The sequence below is a fragment of the Oricola nitratireducens genome, assembly GCF_014904745.1.
GTDB classification, from domain to species: Bacteria; Pseudomonadota; Alphaproteobacteria; order Rhizobiales; family Rhizobiaceae; genus Oricola; species Oricola nitratireducens.
In genome coordinates this window covers 352,619-371,825 of the sequence record NZ_JACZCS010000001.1, presented here as the reverse complement: position 1 = coordinate 371,825, position 19,207 = coordinate 352,619, and the positions used below count along the sequence as shown (strand labels likewise).

Genomic DNA, 19,207 nt, shown 5'->3' with positions numbered 1-19,207 from the left:
GCATGCCGCTTGCGCGCGGCATCGCGCTGGCGATGCGCTTTTCGATGCGGGAACTACGCGGCGGGCTGTCCGGCTTCTATGTTTTCCTCGCCTGCATCGCGCTCGGCACAGCGGCGATCGGTGGCGTCAACGCCGTCTCGCAGTCGGTCACACAGGGTATCGACGAGCAAGGCCAGGTCATCCTCGGCGGCGACCTGCGCTTCGAACTCGTCCACCGCACCGCCACCGATGCGGAACGCGCCTTTCTCGACAGCCTCGGCAAGGTCGCCGTCAGCGCGAACATGCGCTCCATGGCCCGCCTCGAGGACCAGTCCGACCAGTCGCTTGTCGAATTGAAGGCCGTCGATACGTCCTACCCGCTTTACGGCAAGCTGGAAACGAACCCCGCCCTGCCGCGCGCCGACCTGTTCGACGTGAAGAACGGCCTCTACGGCGCCGCCGTCGAGAAAATCCTGCTCGAACGCCTCGGGCTTTCCGTCGGCGACAGGATCCGCCTCGGCAATGCGACCTTCAGGATCCGGGCGGTGCTGACCCGCGAACCGGACGCCGTCTCCGACGGTTTCGCCTTCGCGCCGCGCATGCTTGTCTCGATGGACGGTCTGAACGCCTCCGGCCTCGTGCAGCCGGGCTCGCTGGTCGAATATGTCTACAAGGTCCGCGCGGCGCCCTCGACGACGCCGGACGATCTGCGCCGCATGAGCGAGCGGGCGGGAACCGAATTCCCGGCCGCCGGCTGGTCGATCCGCAATCGCGCCAACGCCGCGCCGGCCCTGTCGGCGAATATCGAGCGCTTCGCCCAGTTCCTGACGCTGGTCGGCCTCACCGCGCTGGTGACCGGCGGCGTCGGCGTGGCCAATGCCGTACGCGCCTTTCTCGATTCCAAGCGCAACGTGATCGCGACCTTCAAGTGCCTCGGCGCGCCGGGCGGTTTCGTCACCATGGTCTATCTGATGCAGATCCTCGCGATCGCCGTCGTCGGCATCGTCGCCGGTCTCGTTCTCGCCTCGCTCATGCCCTGGGTCGCCGCCTGGGCGCTCGCCGACATCATCCCGCTGCCGGAAAGCCAAGGGCTTTATCCCGGCGCGCTGGCGCTCGCCACCGTGTTCGCATTCGTGACGACCCTCGCCTTCGCCATTCTGCCGCTCGGCCGAGCGCGTGACATCCCGGCGACCGCGCTGTTCCGCGACCAGGGCTTCGACGGCGACCGCCGGCCGCGCCTCGCCTATCTCGCCACCGCCATCGTCCTGATCGCCGCGCTCGCCCTGCTTGCTGTCGAGACGTCCTTCGACCGCCGCATCGCCGCAATCTTTCTGGGCGGCATCGCCTTCTCCTTCGGCGTGCTGCGCGCCGTTTCCGTCGCCGTGCAGGCGATCGCGAGAAGGGCGCCGCGGGTGCGCTCGACATCGCTTCGCCTCGCGATCGGCAACATCCATCGGCCGGGCGCGCTGACGCCGTCGGTCGTCCTGTCGCTCGGCCTCGGCCTGACGCTGCTCGTCAGCCTCGCCCTGATCGACGGCAATCTGCGCCGCCAGATCGCCGGCAACCTGCCCGAGCGGGCGCCGAATTTCTTCTTTGTCGACATCCAGGGCGCCATCATCGACGACTTTTCCGCGCTGGTGACGAAAACGGCCGGCTCTGGCGCCGTGCTGCAGCGCGTGCCGATGCTGCGCGGCCGCATCGTCGAACTGAACGGGCAGGACGTAGTAAAGATGGACTTGCCGCCGGAAGGCGCGTGGGTGCTGCGCGGCGACCGCGGCGTCACCTATTCCGCGACCGTTCCGGAAAACTCCACTCTGGTCGGGGGCAAATGGTGGCCGAAGGACTATTCCGGCGAACCGCTGGTCTCGTTTTCCGCCGAGGAAGCGCATGAAATCGGGCTCGGCATCGGCGACACCGTCACGGTCAACGTGCTCGGCCGCAATATCACCGCGCGCATCGCCAATCTGCGCCAGGTGCAGTGGGAATCGCTCGCCATCAATTTCGTTATGGTGTTCTCGCCGAACACCTTTGCCGGCGCGCCGCATGCCTGGCTCGCGACTTTGACGATGCCCGGCGCGGATACCGCGACCGAGGCGACCATCCTGCGCGACGTGACGCAGGCCTTTCCGACGGTCACCTCGGTGCGCGTCAAGGACGCGATCGACCTCGTCAACCGGCTGATCGGCCAGCTCGCCACCGCGATCCGGGCCGCCGCCGCCGTCGCGCTCGTCGCCTCGGTGCTGGTGCTCGGCGGGGCGCTTGCGGCGGGCAACCGCGCCCGCGTGCACGACGCGGTGGTTCTGAAAATGCTCGGCGCGACCCGCACCATGCTGATCGGCGCCTTCTCGCTGGAATATCTGATGCTTGGCACGGCGACGGCGCTGTTCGCGCTGTTTGCCGGCGGCGTCGCCGCCTGGTTCGTGATCGCGCAGATCATGAACCTGCCGTGGCAGCTGCTTCCCGGCGTCGCGGCGGGAACGCTGCTCACCGCGCTTGTGTTGACCGTCGGCTTCGGCCTCGCCGGCACATGGCGCATCCTCGGCCAGAAGGCGGCGCCGGTTTTGCGCAACTTGTAACGATTTGCGCAAGGTTTCGTTAACCGTCGATCGCGCAGGACGCTATTAAGATAAAAACGGATGGCATTTCCGCCGCTTAATCATGGTCTCCCGGTCTTGTTTGTGCCCTCTTCACACCTCATATTATCCGCAGGCATGCTGGAGTCCCGCCAGCGGCGCCGCGGTCGGAAGCAAATGCGCCGGCCGGACACCCGACGGGATTTGTGAGCAACAGAGGTAAAAATGGCTGAACTTCGAAACCTGAATACGCGCGCCGGCCAGGCTCGCACCTATGATGCGAGCATCGACGCCGGGCTGCGCGCCTACATGATCCGCGTCTACAACCTGATGGCGCTTGGCCTGGTGATCACCGGACTTGCGGCGCTGGGCACGATGATGCTCGCGACCACCACCGATCCCTCCGCGGCTGTCGCCACGCTGGGCAATGGCAAGATGCTGTCGAATGTCGGCGTGGCGCTTTACGGTTCCCCGCTGCGCTGGGTCGTCATGCTCGCTCCCCTCGGAATGGTGTTCTATCTGAGCGCCCGCATCCAGAACATGACGGTTTCCGGCGCCCAGACGGCTTTCTGGATCTTCGCCGGCCTGATGGGTCTTTCCCTGTCGTCGATCTTCCTGGTCTACACCCCGGCAAGCATCGTCCAGACGTTCTTCATCAGCGCGACCGCCTTCGGCGCGTTGTCGCTTTATGGTTATACCACCAAGCGCGACCTGTCGGCGATGGGCTCGTTCCTGTTCATGGGCCTGATCGGCCTGATCGTCGCATCGCTGGTGAACCTGTTCCTGCAGTCTTCCGCGCTGCAGTTCGCGGTCTCCGTGATCGGCGTGCTGATCTTCGCCGGACTGACGGCCTTCGACACCCAGCAGATCAAGTCGATGTATTACGAGGGTGACGGCGAAGCCGTTGCCGGCCGCAAGGCGATCATGGGCGCGCTGCGCCTCTATCTCGACTTCATCAACCTGTTCATGTTCCTGCTGCAGTTCCTCGGCAACCGCAACTGACGCACCGGATCATAGACACGCGAAAGGCGGCCTCCCGGCCGCCTTTTTTGTTTGAACAGCGGGAAAAAATGCCGATTACTGGCAGGCGCAACATCTGCAAGGTCATCTGCATGCCGCCTGTCGAAATCCGGGACGCCGCCCTTTCCGACGTTCCCCCCATCACCGCCATCTACCGCCACGCCGTCCTGCACGGCACCGCCAGCTTCGAACTCGATCCGCCGGACGAGGCGGAGATGCGCAACCGCTTCGAGGCCGTCCGCGACCCCGGTTTTCCCTATATCGTCGCCGAAACGGACGGCGGCCGTATAGCGGGCTACGCCTATGCCAACGCCTTTCGCGCCAGGCCCGCCTATCGCTGGTCGATCGAAAACTCCGTCTATATCGATTCGGAGATGCAGGGCCGCGGCATCGGCAGGGCGCTGATGGTGGAACTCCTCGCCAGGGCCGAGGCGCTCGGCTTCCGCCAGATGATCGCGGTCATCGGCGGCTCCTCGCACAAGGCGTCGATCCGCCTGCATGAAAGCCTCGGTTTCGAGATGATCGGCACCTTCAGGGGATCCGGCTTCAAGTTCGGCCGGTGGCTCGACACTGTCCTGATGCAAAGGGCGCTCGGCGACGGCGAAGACACCCTGCCCGACGAAAACGCGTTTCCGGGAACGCTGTACCGGCCGAAGACCGAATCAGTTTGAGGCGACGACCCTGAGCGGCTTGTCGAACACTTTCAGCACATTGGCGAGTTCGTGCCCGCGCTTCAGGACCATGCCTGACGCGGCGACGACGCTGAACGCGCCCTGCCTGCGCGCCAATTTCGGCGTCTTCTCGATCCGGTAGAGCGGCACTTCGGAAGACCGGCGAAACACCGAAAAGACGGCCCGGTCCTTGAGGTGGTCGATGGCGTAGTCCCGCCATTCTCCGGCGCCGACCATCAGGCTGTAGATGCGAAGGATCTGGTCCAGTTCGCGCCGGTCGAACCGCACCATGACGAAATCCTGCCGGCTTTGCCGGGATGGTGCGAGCGGTATCACCGTGTCGGAGCGGTCCTGGCCGTCATCCGGCGGCTGGACCGCGTATATATGCGAATCGTCCTCGGCCATTCATGCTCCCGCTGTTTCGCGGTAAAGTTTGCCGTGTTTTCGCGTTCTTGCAAGAGCAACCGTCCGAAAAGGCAGACCCAGAGGACGCAAACCTGCATTAACAGGTCGTTAACGACCCACTCACAATTTGGAACACGATGTACCTATCAGTGACCAGCGGCCACCTTTTCGCCGCAGTTGCGACACATCGCGGCCCCGTTTCGAATGGAACCTCTGGCTGTTGCCGATTGTGTTCCACGACACATGTCTGGGGAGCGCAATAAGCAGGGTGAGGGTGGCAGCCGGTTCACGGCGCTAGGCTTTGCCACCTATGGACCGGTTCGGTGCAGGTATTGGAAACCTCTAGCCCCCCAGCCCCCCGATACCACATCGTACCGGTCCACACCTTGCGACCCTGAACCGCGCCTAGCTCGTTTGGCGGGGAAGGATGGCTGCGCCAATGATCGCGCCGGGATCGCCGCTTTTCGTGGCCTTCTGGAGAAGCACGGCGCAGCCATCGGCGTCTTTCGCGGTCAGCTCCGAGTTCGGAATATCGACCGTCAGCGGCCGCCCCTCCCACATCCCGATCGTCTGGTAATCCACGACCGCATTCACATAGGGGATCGTCTTGCCGGCGTTCTCGCCGCGCGCGATGGCGACATCCGCGTGCCGCCTGAAATAGACGAGCACCATGTGGACCTTGGCGTCGCCGATCGGCGCCCCGGCGGCCGTGACCCGCATTCGGTCGCCAAGATCCTTCAGCGTCAGCGGCACCGTCAGGCCGTTGCCTTGCGCCTGGTCCTGCTTCAGCGCGGCGAGGATTTCGCGAAGATGGCCGCCATTGGTGTGCGAACGCCCATTTATGACGGCCTGCGGCGTATAGACCCCGCGCCGTTTCAGCCCGCGCGCGTAATCATACTGGCGCTTGGTATTGGCATCGGAGCCGAGCGTGTCCGCCCAGCCGAGATAGTCCCAATAATCGACGTGATAACCGAGCACGACGACATCGCCGCGCGCCGCAAGCTCCATCAGCGCGGAATCGGCCGGCGGGCAGGAATTGCAGCCCTGGCTGGTGAACAGTTCCACGACGCCGAGCGGTTGCGCCGGAAGCGCATCGCCCGCGACCGCGTCGGTTTGCGCGAAGGCGGCAAGTCCCGCCGCAAGCGCCATCATGGAAAGAAGTCTTTTCACCCGTGTCCAACCTGTTCCGGCATCCGAGCATGAAATGTACGGAGGCGGGTGTTCAATGGGAATTCACTTTAGGGTGAGAGCCGCCTCGCCGGGGATTTCCCGGCGGGGTGCGATCATGAATGCCCGGCCTGTCAGGCCGCGACCAGGGACGGCCGCAAGACCGGCGCGCCGCGCTCGGACGGCAGATCGCCGGCGATCACCGCGGCAACCGCCTCCGACGTCGCGGCGGAAAGCGTCCAGCCGAGATGACCGTGACCGGTATTGTAGAAGACGCGTGCATGGCGGCCGCGGCCGAAGCGCGGCATCATGGTCGGCATCATCGGCCGCAAACCGGCCCACGGCACGACATTTTCGGTCGCCACGTCAGGGAACAGGTCCTCGCACCATTCGACAAGCGGACGGATCCGGTTGGCGCGGATGTTGCGGTTCTCGCCGGCAAATTCCGCCGTGCCCGCGATGCGCAACCGGTCGGCGCCGAGACGGCTGGTCACCACCTTGGCGTCGTCGTCGAGCAGACTGACGCGCGGCGCGGCGTTGCGGCTTGCCGCAGTGTCGAGATTGACGGTGATCGAATAGCCCTTGACCGGATAGATGTTCACCCGATCGCCAAGCTGTGCCGCGAAGCCGCGGCCGGCGACGCCCGCGGCGACCACGATGCCGTCGAAACGGGCCTCGTGGCTATCCCCGCCCTTGTCGAACCGGACCGTTACTCCGTCGCCATCGCGGACAAGCCGCGTGACCGTGGCGCCCGTCTCGAACCGACCGCCAAGGCGCTCGACGGCATCGGCGAGCCCGGCGGTGAATTTGTGGATGTCGCCGGTCGTATCGCTTTCGGTATAGAAGCCGCCGTGGAAATCCCCGGTCAGCGCCGGTTCGAGCGCGCGCATGTCCTGCGGTGCAACCGGGATCCGCTCGAGCCCGCCCTTGGCGAGCAGACGGCTGACCTTCACCGCGTGATCGAATCCGGCCTTGTTGCGGTAGATGTGCAGGATGCCGCGCTTCTCGTGATCGAAGGCGATGCCCGCCTCGCGGGCCATGGCCTGCATGTGATCGCGCGCCGCGATGGCAAGCCGCACGGTTTCGACCGTGTTTTTCTCGTAATGCGGAATGGCCGCGATGAATTCGGCGATCCAGGACAATTTGTGCCAGCTCGGCGCCGGGCTGAACAGCAGCGGCGCGTCCTTCTTCAGCATCCACCTGATGCCCTTGAGCACGGTCGACCAATGCGTCCAGACTTCCGCGTTCGATGCCGAGAGCTGGCCGCCATTGGCAAAACTCGTTTCCATCGCCGCATAGCGTTGCCGGTCGAAAAGCGTGACGTCGTAGCCGCGCTTGACGAGCGACCATGCGGTTGTCGTTCCGGCGATGCCGGCGCCAATGACTGCAATTCGGGTCATGTCGGTTCCCTTCAGATGACCATGGCGAACCGGCGCTACGCGCGCCTTCTTGGTTCGCACCCCATCTGTCAGGGACCTGAGAGCTTTGCCCGGGCTTAGCCGTTTCCGGCCGCAAACCGCTGTGTCGGCTCATCCGGCAGGGCTTTCTCCTTCGGTGGGCGGTCGGACCGCCACTCTCCAGATTGTTGCTTTTCGCGCGGTCCTTCTGCCTGAGAGTTTCCGGGGCGGTTGCTCCTTCGGCGCCAGGTCGTGTACGGACCCGGTCTCTCCCGCGCGACAATGGCCGCCGCATATCCGATTTCGCGAATGCGTGCAATCGAATCCTGTGGGCGGGGAAGAAATGTGACAGTCCCTTTTCATTTCTGTCACAAAACGCTTTTATCAGGCATCAACGACGCCAGGAATCAGGAAGACGCACATGAAAATCGCAGTTCTCGGTGGCGACGGCTTCGTCGGCTGGCCAACCTCGCTTCATTTGAGCGACAAGGGCCATGACGTTCACATCATCGACAACCTGTCGCGCCGCTGGATCGACACCGAACTCGGCGTCCAGTCGCTGACCCCGATGGACTCGATCCAGGAGCGCACACGCATCTGGCACGAGGAGACGGGCCGCAAGATCCGGTTCCACCTGATCGACCTTGCGAGGGATTACGAGATCTTCAAGCAATGGCTCGTCGAGCACAGGCCGGACGCCATCATCCATTTCGCCGAGCAGCGCGCAGCGCCCTATTCGATGAAATCCGACCGGCACAAGAACTACACGGTCAACAACAACGTCAACGCGACGCACAATGTGCTCAACGCGATTGTCGAAACGGGCGTCAACGCCCATCTCGTCCATCTCGGCACCATGGGCGTCTACGGCTACTCGACCATCGGCGCGGCTATTCCCGAAGGCTATCTGCCGGTCGGCATCGAGACGCTGGAAGGCGAAACGGTCGCCCAGGAGATCCTCTACCCGGCCAATCCCGGCTCGATCTACCACATGACCAAGTGTCTCGATCAGCTGCTGTTCCAGTTCTACGCCAAGAATGACGGGCTGCGCATCACGGACCTGCACCAGGGCATCGTCTGGGGCACCCACACCGACCAGACGCGCAAGCACCCGCAGCTGATCAACCGCTTCGACTACGACGGCGATTACGGCACGGTACTCAACCGCTTCCTGATCCAGGCGGCGATCGACCATCCGCTCACCGTGCACGGCACCGGCGGCCAGACCCGCGCCTTCATCCACATTCAGGATTCGGTGCGCTGCATCGAACTGGCGCTGAACAATCCGCCCGAAGCCGGAGAGAAGGTGAAGATCTTCAACCAGATGACCGAGACCCACCGGGTGCGCGATCTGGCCGAGATGATCTCGAAAATGACCGGAGCCGAAGTCGCCTACCTGCCGAATCCGCGCAAGGAAGCCTCCGAGAACGACCTGATCGTCAAGAACGAGCAGTTCCTCGAACTCGGCCTCAATCCGATCACGCTGGAAGAGGGTCTGCTCGACGAGGTTGTCGAGGTGGCGAAGAAATTCGCCTATCGCGTCGACCGCAGCCGCGTCCCCGCCGTCTCGGCCTGGACCAAGGACATCGCCAAGACCGTCGAGAAGGATCCGGAAGGCAAGCGGCTGAAAAGCGTCAGCTAAGGCAATTCCCGGCAGGCGCTCAGAACAGGGCCGGATGGCGAAGCTGCAGCGCCTGCAGGGCGAAGACTGTCTTCATGTCCGTGATCCCGCCGCTGGCGGCCTGTCTGGCCGCCACGGCGATCGGCATCTCGACGACCTCGATTTCCTCGCCCTCGCCATCAACGCCGCCACCGTCGCCGATCCTGTCGGCCTCGACATAGGCCGCGAGATAGAAATGCATCATCTCCGTCGCGCAACCCGGCATCGACCACAGCGACCCGGCATGCTGCAATTCGCCGAGGCGGATTCCCGTCTCTTCCATCACTTCGCGCCGCCCCGCATCGGCCGGCTCCTCGCCGTCGGTCAGCCCGGCGGGCGCCTCCAGCAGCAACGCGTCCCTGCCCGCAAACAGCGGCCCGACGCGCGGCTGGCGGACCAGCATAACCACGCGGCGCTCCGGATCGTAGGGCAGCACGCAGACCGCGTCGCCGTGATCCTCGACCTGGCGCGGATGCCGGGTTCCGTCGGGGCTGACCATCGTCACCAGATGAAACCGGCCCCAGCCGTCATGAATGGTCTTGATATTGTCGATCACATGCACTGAAACGTCTCCCGAGCGGCCGCGTCCTTGGTCGTATCATCATATTCGCCGGCCGCCGCCAACAGGAATACCATGTCCGCCAACGCTTATGTCACTCTCGTTACCAATCATGACTACGCCGACGCGGCGATCGCGCTGGTGCGCTCGCTCGTCCTGACCGGCACCGGGGCCGATATCGTCGTCATGCATACGGGTGCGGTCGGGGCGGCGGAGCTGGAACCTCTGACGGCGCTCGGCGCGCGCTGCGTCGAGGCCGCGCTGCTCGACACCTCGCCGGAATTCAACGCCCGCCACCAGCGCGACAAGCTGCATGCCGACGCGCCCTTCACCAAGGGCAACAAGCCGGCCTTCCACACCCCGCTCGACAATTTCGCCAAGCTGCGCCTGTGGGAACTCGAGCAATACGAAAACTGCGTTTTCATCGACGCCGACGCCATCGTCATGCGCAATATCGACCGGCTGTTCGATTATCCGGAATTTTCCGCCGCGCCGAACGTCTATGAGAGCCTCGCCGATTTCCACCGCCTGAACTCCGGCGTCTTCGCCGCCAAGCCGTCGAGGAAAACCTTTGCGGCAATGATGCAAAGGCTCGACCGGCCAGGCGTCTTCTGGCGGCGTACCGACCAGACCTTCCTGCAGGATTTCTTCCCGCAGTGGCATGGTCTGCCGGTCTTCGACAACATGCTGCAATATGTCTGGTTCAACATGCCGGAACTGTGGGACTGGAACTCGGTCAATGTCGTCCATTACCAGTATGAAAAACCCTGGCAGGAAGACCACCCGAAGCGCGCGCAACTGCGGCCGCTGATCGATCTCTGGCAGGCCTACCGCAGCGGCGAGAACATCCCCGACATCGACACGCTGGCCAATCCGGCGGTTTCGCAATGAAGGTTCTCGTTACCGGCGGCACCGGTTATGCCGGACGCTTCATCGTCGAGGCCCTGCTGGCGGCGGGCCACGCAGTCACCGTGATGGGCCGGACGAAACCCGAGGACAAGGTCTTTTCAAACCCGGTGGATTTCATTTCCGGCGATCTCGAACCGGCAAACATCTCGGCCGTCCAGTTCGAAAGCGTCGACGGCTTTGTCCATGCCGGCTTCCACCACGTGCCGGGAAAATTCCGCGGCGGCGAGGGCGACGATCCCGAGACCTTTCGCCGGCTCAATGTCGACGGCTCGCTGGCGCTGTTCGCGGCCGCGAAACAGGCCGGCGTCGCCCGCGCGGTGTTCCTCTCCAGCCGCGCGGTCTATGGCACACAGCTGCCCGGCGCGATGCTGACCGAGGAAACCGAGCCGCACCCCGACACGCTCTACGGCGCGGTCAAACTGGACGTCGAGCGCGGCATTGCTGCAATGGCGGACGATGTTTTCCTGCCCGTCTCGCTGCGCGTCACCGGCATCTACGGCCCCGCCGGACCGGGCCGGACCCACAAATGGGCGGACCTGTTCGCGGATTATGAATCCGGCAAAACAATCGCGCCGCGCGCCGGCACTGAGGTCCATGGCAACGACATGGCCGCCGCTGTCCGGCTGATGCTGGAAGGCGGCGCGGAAGCGATCCGCGCGGCCGGTTCCCTGTTCAACGTCTCCGACATTCTGCTCGACCGGCACGACCTGCTCGCCGAGCATGCCCGCCTGACCAGCTGCAACCGGCCGCTGCCCGGGCGCGCCGACGCCTCGGCGTATAACGCGATGGATTGCGCGCGGCTGAAGGCGCTGGGCTGGACGCCGAGAGGGCGGCTGGATCTGGGCGGCTTGCTCTAGGCGTAGCTCACCACCTCGAACTCGATCCCGTCCTCGTCGTCGAAATAGAACCGGCGTCCGGGTTCGTAGTCGGCGTGGCTGTGCGGTTCGTAGCCCATCGCCCTGGCGCGCGCTTCGACGACGTCGAGATCGTCGACCACGACGCCGATATGGTTCAGCCCGCCGCGGGTGAAATAGGTCTCCTCGGCCGGGTCGCCAGGCGTGCCCTTGGCATAGATCGCCAGGTAGCTGTCGTCCGAGCCGACATGCACGGTGAAGCCGTCATATTTGGCGGCGCCTTTCCAGCGGATTTTCCAGCCGAACAGGTCGCACAACCGCTCGGCGGTTTTCTCCGGGTCGGTGACCGTGAAATTGACGTGCTCGAGAACACCCTGACTCATCCTTGTCTCCATTCCTTGACGTGAATGGCCGGACCATAATTCCTCAACAAAGGTTGAGGTCAAGGGTGTTCCCGGCTTTTTCGTCCGGGCCGGTCCGGTTTACGGCCGCAGGAGGATTTTCCCTTTTCTGCCGGGGGTCAGCGCCGCGCTCACCGCTTCGGCGATATCGTCGAAGCTGAAGATTCCGCCGGCCGGCAGCTTCAGCGCGCCCTGCGCGGCGAGCCCGACCAGCTCGCCGATCAGGCGCGCCTTGTCGTGCGGCGCCATTTCATTGCTGACCTTGGCGCCCCAAAAACCTTTTACGGTGAGATGCTTGAAGATGAGCGTGCCGGAATTGAGCTGCAGCGGCGCGCCCGTCGCGGTGCCGAATGTCACCAGCAGACCCTCATTGCCGAGAAGATCGGCAAGGTCGGTCGCGATTTCCCCGCCGACGGAATCGACAGCCGCGCGCGCGCCGGCTTCGCCGAGGATCGCCTTCGCCGCCGTCTTCCAGCCGTCGGTGGCGGTGGAAAGCACATTGTCCATGCCCAGTTCTTCGAGTTCGGCGACGGTTTCGTCGCGCCGCACGAGATTGAGCAGATTGATGCCACGCGCACGCGCCAGCGTCGCGAGAATCTTGCCGACCGCGCCATTGGCGGCGGTCTGGACGACCCAGTCACCCTTTTCGACCGCAAGAAACTCCAGCAGCGAGATCGCGCTGAACGGCATGGCGATCAGCTGCGCGCCGAGTTCGTCCGGGATCGCGTCGGGCAGGGGAACGATCCCGGCGGCAGGCGCGACAAAGGATTCCGCCCATGTGCCGTGCACGCCGGCGACCGCGACGCGTTTTCCGACGAGACCCGCATCGACGCCCTCGCCGGCGGATTCGACCACGCCGACCGCCTCGGTTCCGCCAATGGCCGGAAGCTCGGGCTTGTAGCCGTAGCTCCCGTGCACGGTCCACAGATCGTGATTGTGAATCGGCGACAGCACGGTGCGGATCAACACCTCGCCCTTGCCGGGAACCGGTTCGGGGCTTTCCGCCGGGTGAAGAACCTCGGCCGGGTCGCCAAAACGGTCGTGAACGAGAGTGCGCATGGGTATCTCCTTGGATTGCGAATGAAAATTGAAAGTCAGGGCAGGAGGCGGCGCATGTCCTCAAGCGAATCCGTCAGCGGCGTCCTGTCCGCCGAAAGCCTCGCCAGGATCGCCGCCCCGAGCCACTGGGCATAGAGAAGGCGGGCCGCGACCTCGGGCTCCGCCTGCGGCCGGAGCGAACCGTCCGCCGCGCCGTCACGAAGCAATTGCGCCAGCCGGCCGATCAGTTGCGCGACGCCGTCGTCGAGGATGCGGCGCATCTCCTCCGACAGGTCGGAAACCTCCGCGCCGAGTTTCACTACCAGGCACCTTTCGGCGATGCCGCCGGCCTCGTCGCCGTCGAGCCATGCGGACCAGAAGCGCATCAGCTTGTCGCCCGCGCTGCCCGGCTCTTGCGCCAGAGCGTCCATGCGCCGGAGATAGTCGTCGACATAATCCTGCAGCAGCGCGCATCCGAAGGCCTCCTTGGAGGCGAAGTAGTAATAGAACGACCCCTTCGGCACGCCGCTGCAATCGAGCAGCTGCTTCAGCCCGACACCGCCGAAACCGCCCTTGAGCACAAGCTCACGGCCGGTATCGAGGATGCGCTGGCGGGTGTTACCGGTTTTGTTCTCTGCGGTCATGGCGGGCATATAGGAAGTAGTAGACCGGTCGTCTAGTGGCTAGCGAAGAAAAATTCATGCGGCGCGCGGGCACGGCGGCGGCAGGGCCGCCGGCTCTGCATTTACGGCGCATGTGGCGCATGCGCCCTCCCGCTTGCCGCGCACGCCGCGTTCTCCCGGTCCAGCGCCAGCGCGTGGCATTCGGTGAGGATATCGTCGACTTCGTGAAACGCCCGCTTGCGGCGGCCGGGCGGCCAGCCGGGGCGCATCGGCGAGACATATTTGCTGCGGTTCAACCCGAGGTCGCGCCTGGCTTTCCAGCGGGCGAGGCGCTTGGCCTGCCCGGGGAGATCGTCCAGCGCGCGTTTGAGCCCCGCGAGCCGGCGGCAAAGGCGGGTCGCGTCGATCTCGTCGTCGGGCGTGGGGATCCGGATTTCAGGGATCGGGCGCGGTTCGGAAACGCCGATGACGCAGATGCGCGGGAAGGATTTCGCGCGGCGGCGCGGGCGGAAATCGAAGCGCTTGCGCGGATCGAGCAGGGGCAGGGCGATAGCGGCGGATGTGGTTGTTGTGGTGGTGGATGATGTGGCGGCTTGTTTGCGGGGCGCCACCACAACAACAACATCGCGCGCGGCGATCACGATCAGGCGGCGGACGGCGGATTCGGCCGCACGGAGAATGCGCAGGATGTGATTGTGGAGATGGCGGGGCATCCTCGGGTCAGGCCCGAGGACAAGGTCGGTGGATAAACCGGTCATGGCGAACAGCGCTTCCACGATGCGCAGAAGCGCCTCGCGGTTGCGTTCGATTGCCCGGGGCCAGTTCATGTTTTTCTCCATCGCCGCCAATCGCGGTGCGGAGGAAGGATAAATGCTGCGGGAGGATGGTGGATAAGTTCGGGGCGAGTTTTCTCATACCCCTGCTGGAGATCGGGCACCGGCGATCTCTCCCCCCTCCGTCATCCTCGGGCTTGACCCGAGGACCCATTCCGTGAAGTTGAAACGATGGGCGGCTATGTCTACATGCTGGCGAGCAAGAAGCGCGGCACGATCTATATCGGCGTCACCGCTGATCTGTCGCAGCGCATTTACGACCACAAGCAGCGGCTCAAGAAGAAGAGCTTCACCGCGCAATACGGCGCCGTCCGCCTCGTCTGGTACGAGGAACATGACGACATCACCGATGCGATCCAGCGCGAGAAATCACTCAAGCGCTGGCGGCGGCAATGGAAGATCGACCTGATCGAAGCTGTAAATCCCCAATGGGAAGAACTCTATCGGGGCTCGGCTGGTGACCGTCCTGCGTCTCCCTGCCAGACGGAAACTTCACGGAATGGGTCCTCGGGTCGAGCCCGAGGATGACGGAGGAGAGGTGAGCTTGGTGGCTAATCGCCGACATCTGCGCGACGATCATCGCCCATGCGCGGGATATGTCGCTTCGTCAGAATCGGCGGAGAAAGCCGCAGACCGTTCACGCGAACCGGCCTTCACCGCCTTCTCGCCGCCATGGCGAGTTGCTTGCGCGACACGGTCACAAAATGACCCTTCGCCGCCAAACAAAAACCCGCCGCGCTTTCCAGCCCGGCGGGTTCGTCATTTCAGCAATGCCGCTACGGCTTACGCCGCGAGATCCCTCAGCACCGTCTGCAGGATGCCGCCATTGTGGACGTAGCCGAGCTCGTCGGCGGTATCGATGCGGCAGATCAGCGGCACGTCCCTGGTGACGCCGTCGGCATAGGTGACCTTGGCGATCACTTTCTGGCGCGGCTTGACGTCGTTGAGGCCCTCGATGGTCACCGTCTCGTCGCCCTTGAGGCCGAGCGACTGCCACGTCGTTCCCTCTTCGAGAACGAAGGGCACGATGCCCATGCCGACCAGGTTGGAGCGGTGGATGCGCTCGAAGGACTGTGCGATCACCGCCTTGACGCCGAGCAGGTTGGTGCCCTTGGCCGCCCAGTCGCGCGACGAGCCGTTGCCGTATTCGCCGCCGGCGAAGATGACCAGCGGACGGCCCTCTTCCTTGTATTTCATCGCGGCGTCGTAGATCGGCATCTCCTCCTTGGAGGGGTAATGGATCGTGTAGCCGCCCTCGCGCCCGTTTTCGCCCAGCATGTGGTTGCGGATGCGGATATTGGCGAAGGTGCCGCGCATCATCACCTCGTGATTGCCGCGCCGCGTGCCGTACTGGTTGAAATCGGCGACGCCGACGCCGTGATCCATCAGGTAGGAACCGGCCGGCGACTGCGCCTTGATCGAACCGGCCGGCGAAATGTGGTCGGTGGTGATCTTGTCGCCGAACAGGCCGAGAATGCGGGCGTCCTTGATGTCGCCGATCTCGCCGGCCGACTTGCCCATGCCGACGAAATAGGGCGGGTTCTGCACATAGGTCGAGGCGTCTTCCCAGGCATAGGTCTGGCCGGCCGGCACCTTGACCGCCTGCCAGTTCTCGTCGCCCTTGAACACGTCGGCATATTTCTTCTCGAAGATCGCGCGGGTGACGTATTTCAGGATGAACTCCTGGATCTCCTTGTTGGTCGGCCAGATGTCCTTCAGGAAGACGTCGTTGCCGTCCTTGTCCTCGCCGATCGGCTCCTTCGTCAGGTCGATATTGACCGTGCCGGCCAGCGCGTAGGCGACGACCAGCGGCGGCGAGGCGAGATAGTTCGCCTGCACGTCCGGCGAGATGCGGCCCTCGAAATTGCGGTTGCCAGACAATACGCCGGCGGCGATCAGGCCCTTGTCGTTGATCGTCTTGGAGATCGGGCCGTTGAGCGGACCGGAATTGCCGATGCAGGTCGTGCAGCCGAAGCCGACGAGGTTGAAGCCGATCGAATCGAGCTCCTTCTGCAGGCCGGAATTTTCGAGATATTCGGCGACGACCTGCGAGCCGGGCGCCAGCGACGTCTTCACCCAGGGCTTCTGCTTCAGGCCGAGCCTGTTGGCGTTGCGCGCCAGCAGTCCGGCGCCGATCAGCACGGACGGGTTGGAGGTGTTGGTGCAGGACGTGATCGCGGCGATGGCGACGTCGCCATGGCCGAGATCGTAATCCTCGCCCTCGACGGCATAGCGCTTGTCGAGTTCGGCCGGGTTCTTCTTGTATTCCTTTTCGAAGGATTCGCAGAACTTCTCGCCCACGGTTTCCAGCGCCTGGCGGCCTTCCGGACGCTTCGGGCCGGCCATCGACGGCACGACGTCGCCGAGATCGAGTTCCAGCGTGTCGGTGAACACCGGATGCGCCGAGCCGGTGTCGCGGAACATGCCCTGTTCCTTGGCATAGGCCTCGACCAGCGCGATGCGGTCCTCGTCGCGGCCGGTCATGTTGAGGTAGTTCAGGGTTTCCGAGTCGATCGGGAAGAAGCCGCAGGTCGCGCCATATTCCGGACCCATATTGCCGATGGTCGCCGCGTCGGCCAGCGTCAGGTGATCGAGGCCGTCGCCGTAGAACTCGACGAACTTGCCGACCACGCCCTTCTGGCGCAGCATCTGCACGACGGTCAGCACCAGGTCGGTGGCGGTGACGCCCTCCTTCATCTTGCCGGTCAGCTTGAAGCCGATGACTTCCGGCAGCAGCATGGAGATCGGCTGGCCGAGCATCGCCGCCTCGGCCTCGATGCCGCCGACGCCCCAGCCGAGAACGCCGAGGCCGTTGATCATGGTTGTGTGGCTGTCGGTGCCGACGCAGGTGTCGGGATAGGCGATCGTCTCGCCGCCCTCGTCCTTCGTCCAGACGGTCTGGCCGAGATATTCGAGGTTGACCTGGTGGCAGATGCCGGTGCCGGGCGGCACGACGCGGAAGTTCTTGAACGCCTGCTGGCCCCATTTCAGGAAGCGGTAGCGCTCGCCGTTGCGCTCGTATTCCTTCTCCACATTGTGGGCGAAGGCCATCGGCGTGCCGAATTCGTCGACGATCACCGAGTGGTCGATGACGAGATCGACCGGCACCAGCGGATTGATCTTCTCCGGATCGCCGCCGAGCGACACCATCGCGTCGCGCATCGCGGCGAGATCGACAACCGCCGGAACGCCGGTAAAGTCCTGCATCAGCACGCGCGCCGGGCGATAGGCGATCTCGTAGCCGGCGGCGCCCTTGTCGTTCAGCCAGTTGGCGACGGCCTGGATGTCGGCCTTCCTGACCGAATTGCCGTCCTCGTTGCGCAGCAGGTTCTCGAGCAGAACCTTCATCGTGTAGGGCAGTTTGGAAATGCCTTCGAGGCCGTTCTTTTCGGCTTCGGCGAGGCTGTAATAGACGTAGTCCCTGCCGCCGACATTGAGCGTCTTGCGGCATTTGAAGCTGTCGATCTTTGACACGGTCTTAACCTTTCGAGTTCGGTTGGCCTTGCGAGGGACGAACTCTTCCGCATGCACATCGAACGTGCGACCGTGAAGATGCGGGTGCGACCATTTCCGCTGTCCGTCCCTGCCAGGCCACGCGAAGAGGCCCGACAATTAGGTCGGCTCAATATGTTTGCGCACCGGCCGCTGGTGCGTCGCGCTCCGTATAGATCAGTTTTTAGGCCCTTTCCAGACCGTCGAAAGTCAAAAAAGCACGGGTTGTTGCCTATTTCGTGCATTCCATGCCACATGCCCGGCGGGGAGTAGCCGAGCGATGAAACTTGTCGTCGACGATCTGGCCGCCGACCGCGGCTCCGGTTTGATATTCGAGAACATTGGCTTTTCGCTCGGCGACGGCGAGGGCCTCGTCGTGACCGGGCCGAACGGCGCCGGAAAATCGACGCTCATCCGCGCCATGGCGGGGCTGCTCCGGCCCGCTCACGGCACGGCGCGCATCGAGGACGAGACCGGCGAATGGACCGACCTCGCCGCCGCGTCCCACTATCTCGGCCCGATCAACGCGATGAAGCCGGCGCTGACCGTGCGCGAAAACCTCGCCTTCTGGCAGGCCTTCGCGGGCAAGCCGGCGATGGCCATCGACGAGGTGCAGCAAACCGTCGGGCTGGAACACACCGCCGACCTGCCGTTTTCCTATCTGTCGACCGGTCAGCGCCGCCGCATCGCGATCGCCAAGCTCTTGCTCAACTGGCGCCCGGTCTGGCTGCTCGACGAACCGACCTCCGGCCTCGACGCGGCCTCCGAGCGCCACTTCGCCGGCCTCGTGCGCGATCACATGAAGGCCGGCGGCATCGTCGTCGCCGCGACGCATCTGCCGATCGCCGTCGACGGCATGAAACGGCTCACATTCGGCGAGGCGCTTCCCGCATGATGGCGCTGATCCTGCGCGATATCCGCATCGGCGTGCGGGCGGGCGGCGGGATGCTGATCGGCATCCTTTTCTTTCTCGCCGTGATTACCGTCGTCCCCTTCGGCGTCGGCCCGGATCTCAAGCTTCTCGCCCGCATCGGCCCGGCGATATTGTGGATCGGCGCGTTGCTCGCCTCGCTGCTCGGCCTCGACCGTCTGTTTCAGGCCGACCGCGAGGACGGCTCGCTCGATCTCCTGATCATGGCCGGCCACGAGCACCCGCTGGCCTTGACCGTCTTCGCCAAATGCGTCGCCCACTGGCTGACGACCGGCCTGCCGCTCGTCATCGTGTCGCCGGCGCTCGGCCTGCTGATGAACATGGAGCCGGCGGCCATCGCCGCCACCACCGCGACGCTGCTCGCCGGCACGCCCGCCATCACCTTCATCGGCGCGACCGGAGCGGCCATCGCCGTCGCCCTGCCGCGCGGCGGATTGCTGGTCTCGGTGATGGTGCTGCCTTTCGTCATTCCCGTCCTTATTTTCGGCGTGATGGCGGCCTATGGCGCTGTCGAGGACCCGGCGCCGTTCCTGCAGCCCTTTCTGCTGATGTGCGCGCTGACCCTGTTTTTTGCCGCGCTCGGGCCGCTGGCGGCCGGAGCGGCGCTGAAAGGATCATCCGACTGACCCGGCGCGGCCAAATTGCGCAGCAGCCAAGAATTGCGCCGTTTCGCGGAACCCATTAAGAAACGCCCA

17 protein-coding genes, 1 pseudogene and 1 riboswitch are annotated in these 19,207 nt (G+C 64.4%); of the genes and pseudogenes, 9 read left to right on the top strand and 9 right to left on the bottom strand.

Annotation, left to right across the window (positions count from 1 at the left end; genetic code table 11):
- Positions 1-2 precede the first annotated feature (2 nt).
- From IG169_RS01830 to IG169_RS01820, 3 genes are all read left to right on the top strand, one after another.
- Positions 3-2,555 (top strand): ABC transporter permease, encoded by a 2,553-nt coding sequence (locus IG169_RS01830; RefSeq protein WP_193174555.1) that lies wholly within the window; start codon positions 3-5, stop codon positions 2,553-2,555.
- Positions 2,556-2,777: 222 nt separating this feature from the next.
- Positions 2,778-3,554, top strand: a complete 777-nt coding sequence (locus IG169_RS01825; protein WP_193174428.1) for a Bax inhibitor-1/YccA family protein — start codon at positions 2,778-2,780, stop codon at positions 3,552-3,554.
- Positions 3,555-3,622: 68 nt separating this feature from the next.
- A complete protein-coding gene (locus IG169_RS01820; RefSeq protein ID WP_246717055.1) occupies positions 3,623-4,243 on the top strand; it encodes a GNAT family N-acetyltransferase in 621 nt (206 codons plus the stop codon).
- Here the strand turns inward: IG169_RS01820 and IG169_RS01815 are convergent.
- The 3 genes from IG169_RS01815 to IG169_RS01805 form a co-directional block, all read right to left on the bottom strand.
- Complete coding sequence (locus IG169_RS01815) at positions 4,235-4,648, bottom strand: DUF2794 domain-containing protein (protein WP_193174427.1); 414 nt, start codon at positions 4,646-4,648, stop codon at positions 4,235-4,237. The genes IG169_RS01820 and IG169_RS01815 overlap by 9 nt on opposite strands.
- Positions 4,649-5,053: 405 nt before the next feature.
- Positions 5,054-5,818 (bottom strand): DUF1223 domain-containing protein, encoded by a 765-nt coding sequence (locus tag IG169_RS01810; protein WP_343225525.1) that lies wholly within the window; start codon positions 5,816-5,818, stop codon positions 5,054-5,056.
- Between the two features lie 131 nt (positions 5,819-5,949).
- Positions 5,950-7,215 carry a D-amino acid dehydrogenase gene (locus IG169_RS01805; protein ID WP_193174426.1) on the bottom strand — a complete coding sequence of 422 codons (1,266 nt, stop codon included), beginning with the start codon at positions 7,213-7,215 and terminating at the stop codon, positions 5,950-5,952.
- 187 nt (positions 7,216-7,402) lie between these two features.
- A riboswitch (glycine riboswitch) is annotated at positions 7,403-7,497 on the bottom strand.
- A gap of 136 nt (positions 7,498-7,633) precedes the next feature.
- On the opposite strand from IG169_RS01805, the gene IG169_RS01800 reads away from it, so the two are divergent.
- Positions 7,634-8,854 carry an NAD-dependent epimerase/dehydratase family protein gene (locus tag IG169_RS01800; RefSeq protein ID WP_193174425.1) on the top strand — a complete coding sequence of 407 codons (1,221 nt, stop codon included), beginning with the start codon at positions 7,634-7,636 and terminating at the stop codon, positions 8,852-8,854.
- A gap of 19 nt (positions 8,855-8,873) precedes the next feature.
- Here the strand turns inward: IG169_RS01800 and IG169_RS01795 are convergent, their stop codons facing one another.
- A complete protein-coding gene (locus tag IG169_RS01795; protein ID WP_343225524.1) occupies positions 8,874-9,434 on the bottom strand; it encodes an NUDIX domain-containing protein in 561 nt (186 codons plus the stop codon).
- Between the two features lie 72 nt (positions 9,435-9,506).
- Between IG169_RS01795 and IG169_RS01790 the strand changes: the two genes are divergently transcribed.
- Positions 9,507-10,322: a glycosyltransferase gene (locus tag IG169_RS01790; RefSeq protein ID WP_193174424.1), complete on the top strand. Its 816-nt coding sequence runs from the start codon at positions 9,507-9,509 to the stop codon at positions 10,320-10,322.
- On the top strand, positions 10,319-11,197 hold the full coding sequence (locus IG169_RS01785) for an NAD-dependent epimerase/dehydratase family protein (RefSeq protein WP_193174423.1): 879 nt from the start codon (positions 10,319-10,321) through the stop codon (positions 11,195-11,197). Before IG169_RS01790 ends, IG169_RS01785 begins: the two co-directional genes overlap by 4 nt.
- On the opposite strand, the gene IG169_RS01780 is transcribed toward IG169_RS01785, so the two are convergent.
- From IG169_RS01780 to IG169_RS01765, 4 genes are all read right to left on the bottom strand, one after another.
- The gene (locus IG169_RS01780; RefSeq protein WP_193174422.1) at positions 11,194-11,577 is read right to left on the bottom strand and encodes a VOC family protein; all 384 of its coding nucleotides are present in this window, start codon (positions 11,575-11,577) and stop codon (positions 11,194-11,196) included. The two genes, IG169_RS01785 and IG169_RS01780, sit on opposite strands and share 4 nt — an antisense overlap.
- A 99-nt stretch (positions 11,578-11,676) precedes the next feature.
- A complete protein-coding gene (locus IG169_RS01775) occupies positions 11,677-12,654 on the bottom strand; it encodes a zinc-binding dehydrogenase (protein WP_193174421.1) in 978 nt (325 codons plus the stop codon).
- Positions 12,655-12,689: 35 nt separating this feature from the next.
- Positions 12,690-13,277: a TetR/AcrR family transcriptional regulator gene (locus IG169_RS01770; protein WP_193174420.1), complete on the bottom strand. Its 588-nt coding sequence runs from the start codon at positions 13,275-13,277 to the stop codon at positions 12,690-12,692.
- 101 nt (positions 13,278-13,378) lie between these two features.
- Entirely contained in the window at positions 13,379-14,032 is a 654-nt protein-coding gene (locus IG169_RS01765; RefSeq protein ID WP_193174419.1) for a hypothetical protein, read from the bottom strand.
- A gap of 228 nt (positions 14,033-14,260) precedes the next feature.
- Here IG169_RS01765 and IG169_RS01760 point away from each other — a divergent pair.
- Positions 14,261-14,542 (top strand): annotated as a pseudogene (locus tag IG169_RS01760) (GIY-YIG nuclease family protein); the annotation flags it as partial.
- Between the two features lie 330 nt (positions 14,543-14,872).
- Here IG169_RS01760 and acnA read toward each other — a convergent pair.
- The gene (gene acnA, locus IG169_RS01755) at positions 14,873-17,563 is read right to left on the bottom strand and encodes an aconitate hydratase AcnA (RefSeq protein WP_193174417.1); all 2,691 of its coding nucleotides are present in this window, start codon (positions 17,561-17,563) and stop codon (positions 14,873-14,875) included.
- A gap of 298 nt (positions 17,564-17,861) precedes the next feature.
- Between acnA and ccmA the strand changes: the two genes are divergently transcribed.
- Both ccmA and ccmB read left to right on the top strand, forming a co-directional pair.
- On the top strand, positions 17,862-18,476 hold the full coding sequence (gene ccmA, locus IG169_RS01750) for a heme ABC exporter ATP-binding protein CcmA (RefSeq protein WP_193174416.1): 615 nt from the start codon (positions 17,862-17,864) through the stop codon (positions 18,474-18,476).
- The gene (ccmB, locus tag IG169_RS01745) at positions 18,473-19,138 is read left to right on the top strand and encodes a heme exporter protein CcmB (protein ID WP_193174415.1); all 666 of its coding nucleotides are present in this window, start codon (positions 18,473-18,475) and stop codon (positions 19,136-19,138) included. The genes ccmA and ccmB overlap by 4 nt, the downstream gene beginning before the upstream one ends.
- Positions 19,139-19,207 lie beyond the last annotated feature (69 nt).

Excerpts from the sequence above, each read along its gene's own strand:
- IG169_RS01785 (WP_193174423.1), top strand. The coding sequence starts at position 10,319 with ATGAAGGTTCTCGTTACCGGCGGCACCGGTTATGCCGGACGCTTCATC.
- ccmB (WP_193174415.1), top strand. The coding sequence starts at position 18,473 with ATGATGGCGCTGATCCTGCGCGATATCCGCATCGGCGTGCGGGCGGGC.
- ccmA (WP_193174416.1), top strand. The coding sequence starts at position 17,862 with ATGAAACTTGTCGTCGACGATCTGGCCGCCGACCGCGGCTCCGGTTTG.
- IG169_RS01825 (WP_193174428.1), top strand. The coding sequence starts at position 2,778 with ATGGCTGAACTTCGAAACCTGAATACGCGCGCCGGCCAGGCTCGCACC.
- IG169_RS01790 (WP_193174424.1), top strand. The coding sequence starts at position 9,507 with ATGTCCGCCAACGCTTATGTCACTCTCGTTACCAATCATGACTACGCC.
- IG169_RS01820 (WP_246717055.1), top strand. The coding sequence starts at position 3,623 with ATGCCGATTACTGGCAGGCGCAACATCTGCAAGGTCATCTGCATGCCG.
- IG169_RS01830 (WP_193174555.1), top strand. The coding sequence starts at position 3 with ATGCCGCTTGCGCGCGGCATCGCGCTGGCGATGCGCTTTTCGATGCGG.
- IG169_RS01775 (WP_193174421.1), bottom strand. The coding sequence starts at position 12,654 with ATGCGCACTCTCGTTCACGACCGTTTTGGCGACCCGGCCGAGGTTCTT.
- IG169_RS01800 (WP_193174425.1), top strand. The coding sequence starts at position 7,634 with ATGAAAATCGCAGTTCTCGGTGGCGACGGCTTCGTCGGCTGGCCAACC.
- IG169_RS01780 (WP_193174422.1), bottom strand. The coding sequence starts at position 11,577 with ATGAGTCAGGGTGTTCTCGAGCACGTCAATTTCACGGTCACCGACCCG.
- IG169_RS01815 (WP_193174427.1), bottom strand. The coding sequence starts at position 4,648 with ATGGCCGAGGACGATTCGCATATATACGCGGTCCAGCCGCCGGATGAC.
- IG169_RS01770 (WP_193174420.1), bottom strand. The coding sequence starts at position 13,277 with ATGACCGCAGAGAACAAAACCGGTAACACCCGCCAGCGCATCCTCGAT.
- IG169_RS01805 (WP_193174426.1), bottom strand. The coding sequence starts at position 7,215 with ATGACCCGAATTGCAGTCATTGGCGCCGGCATCGCCGGAACGACAACC.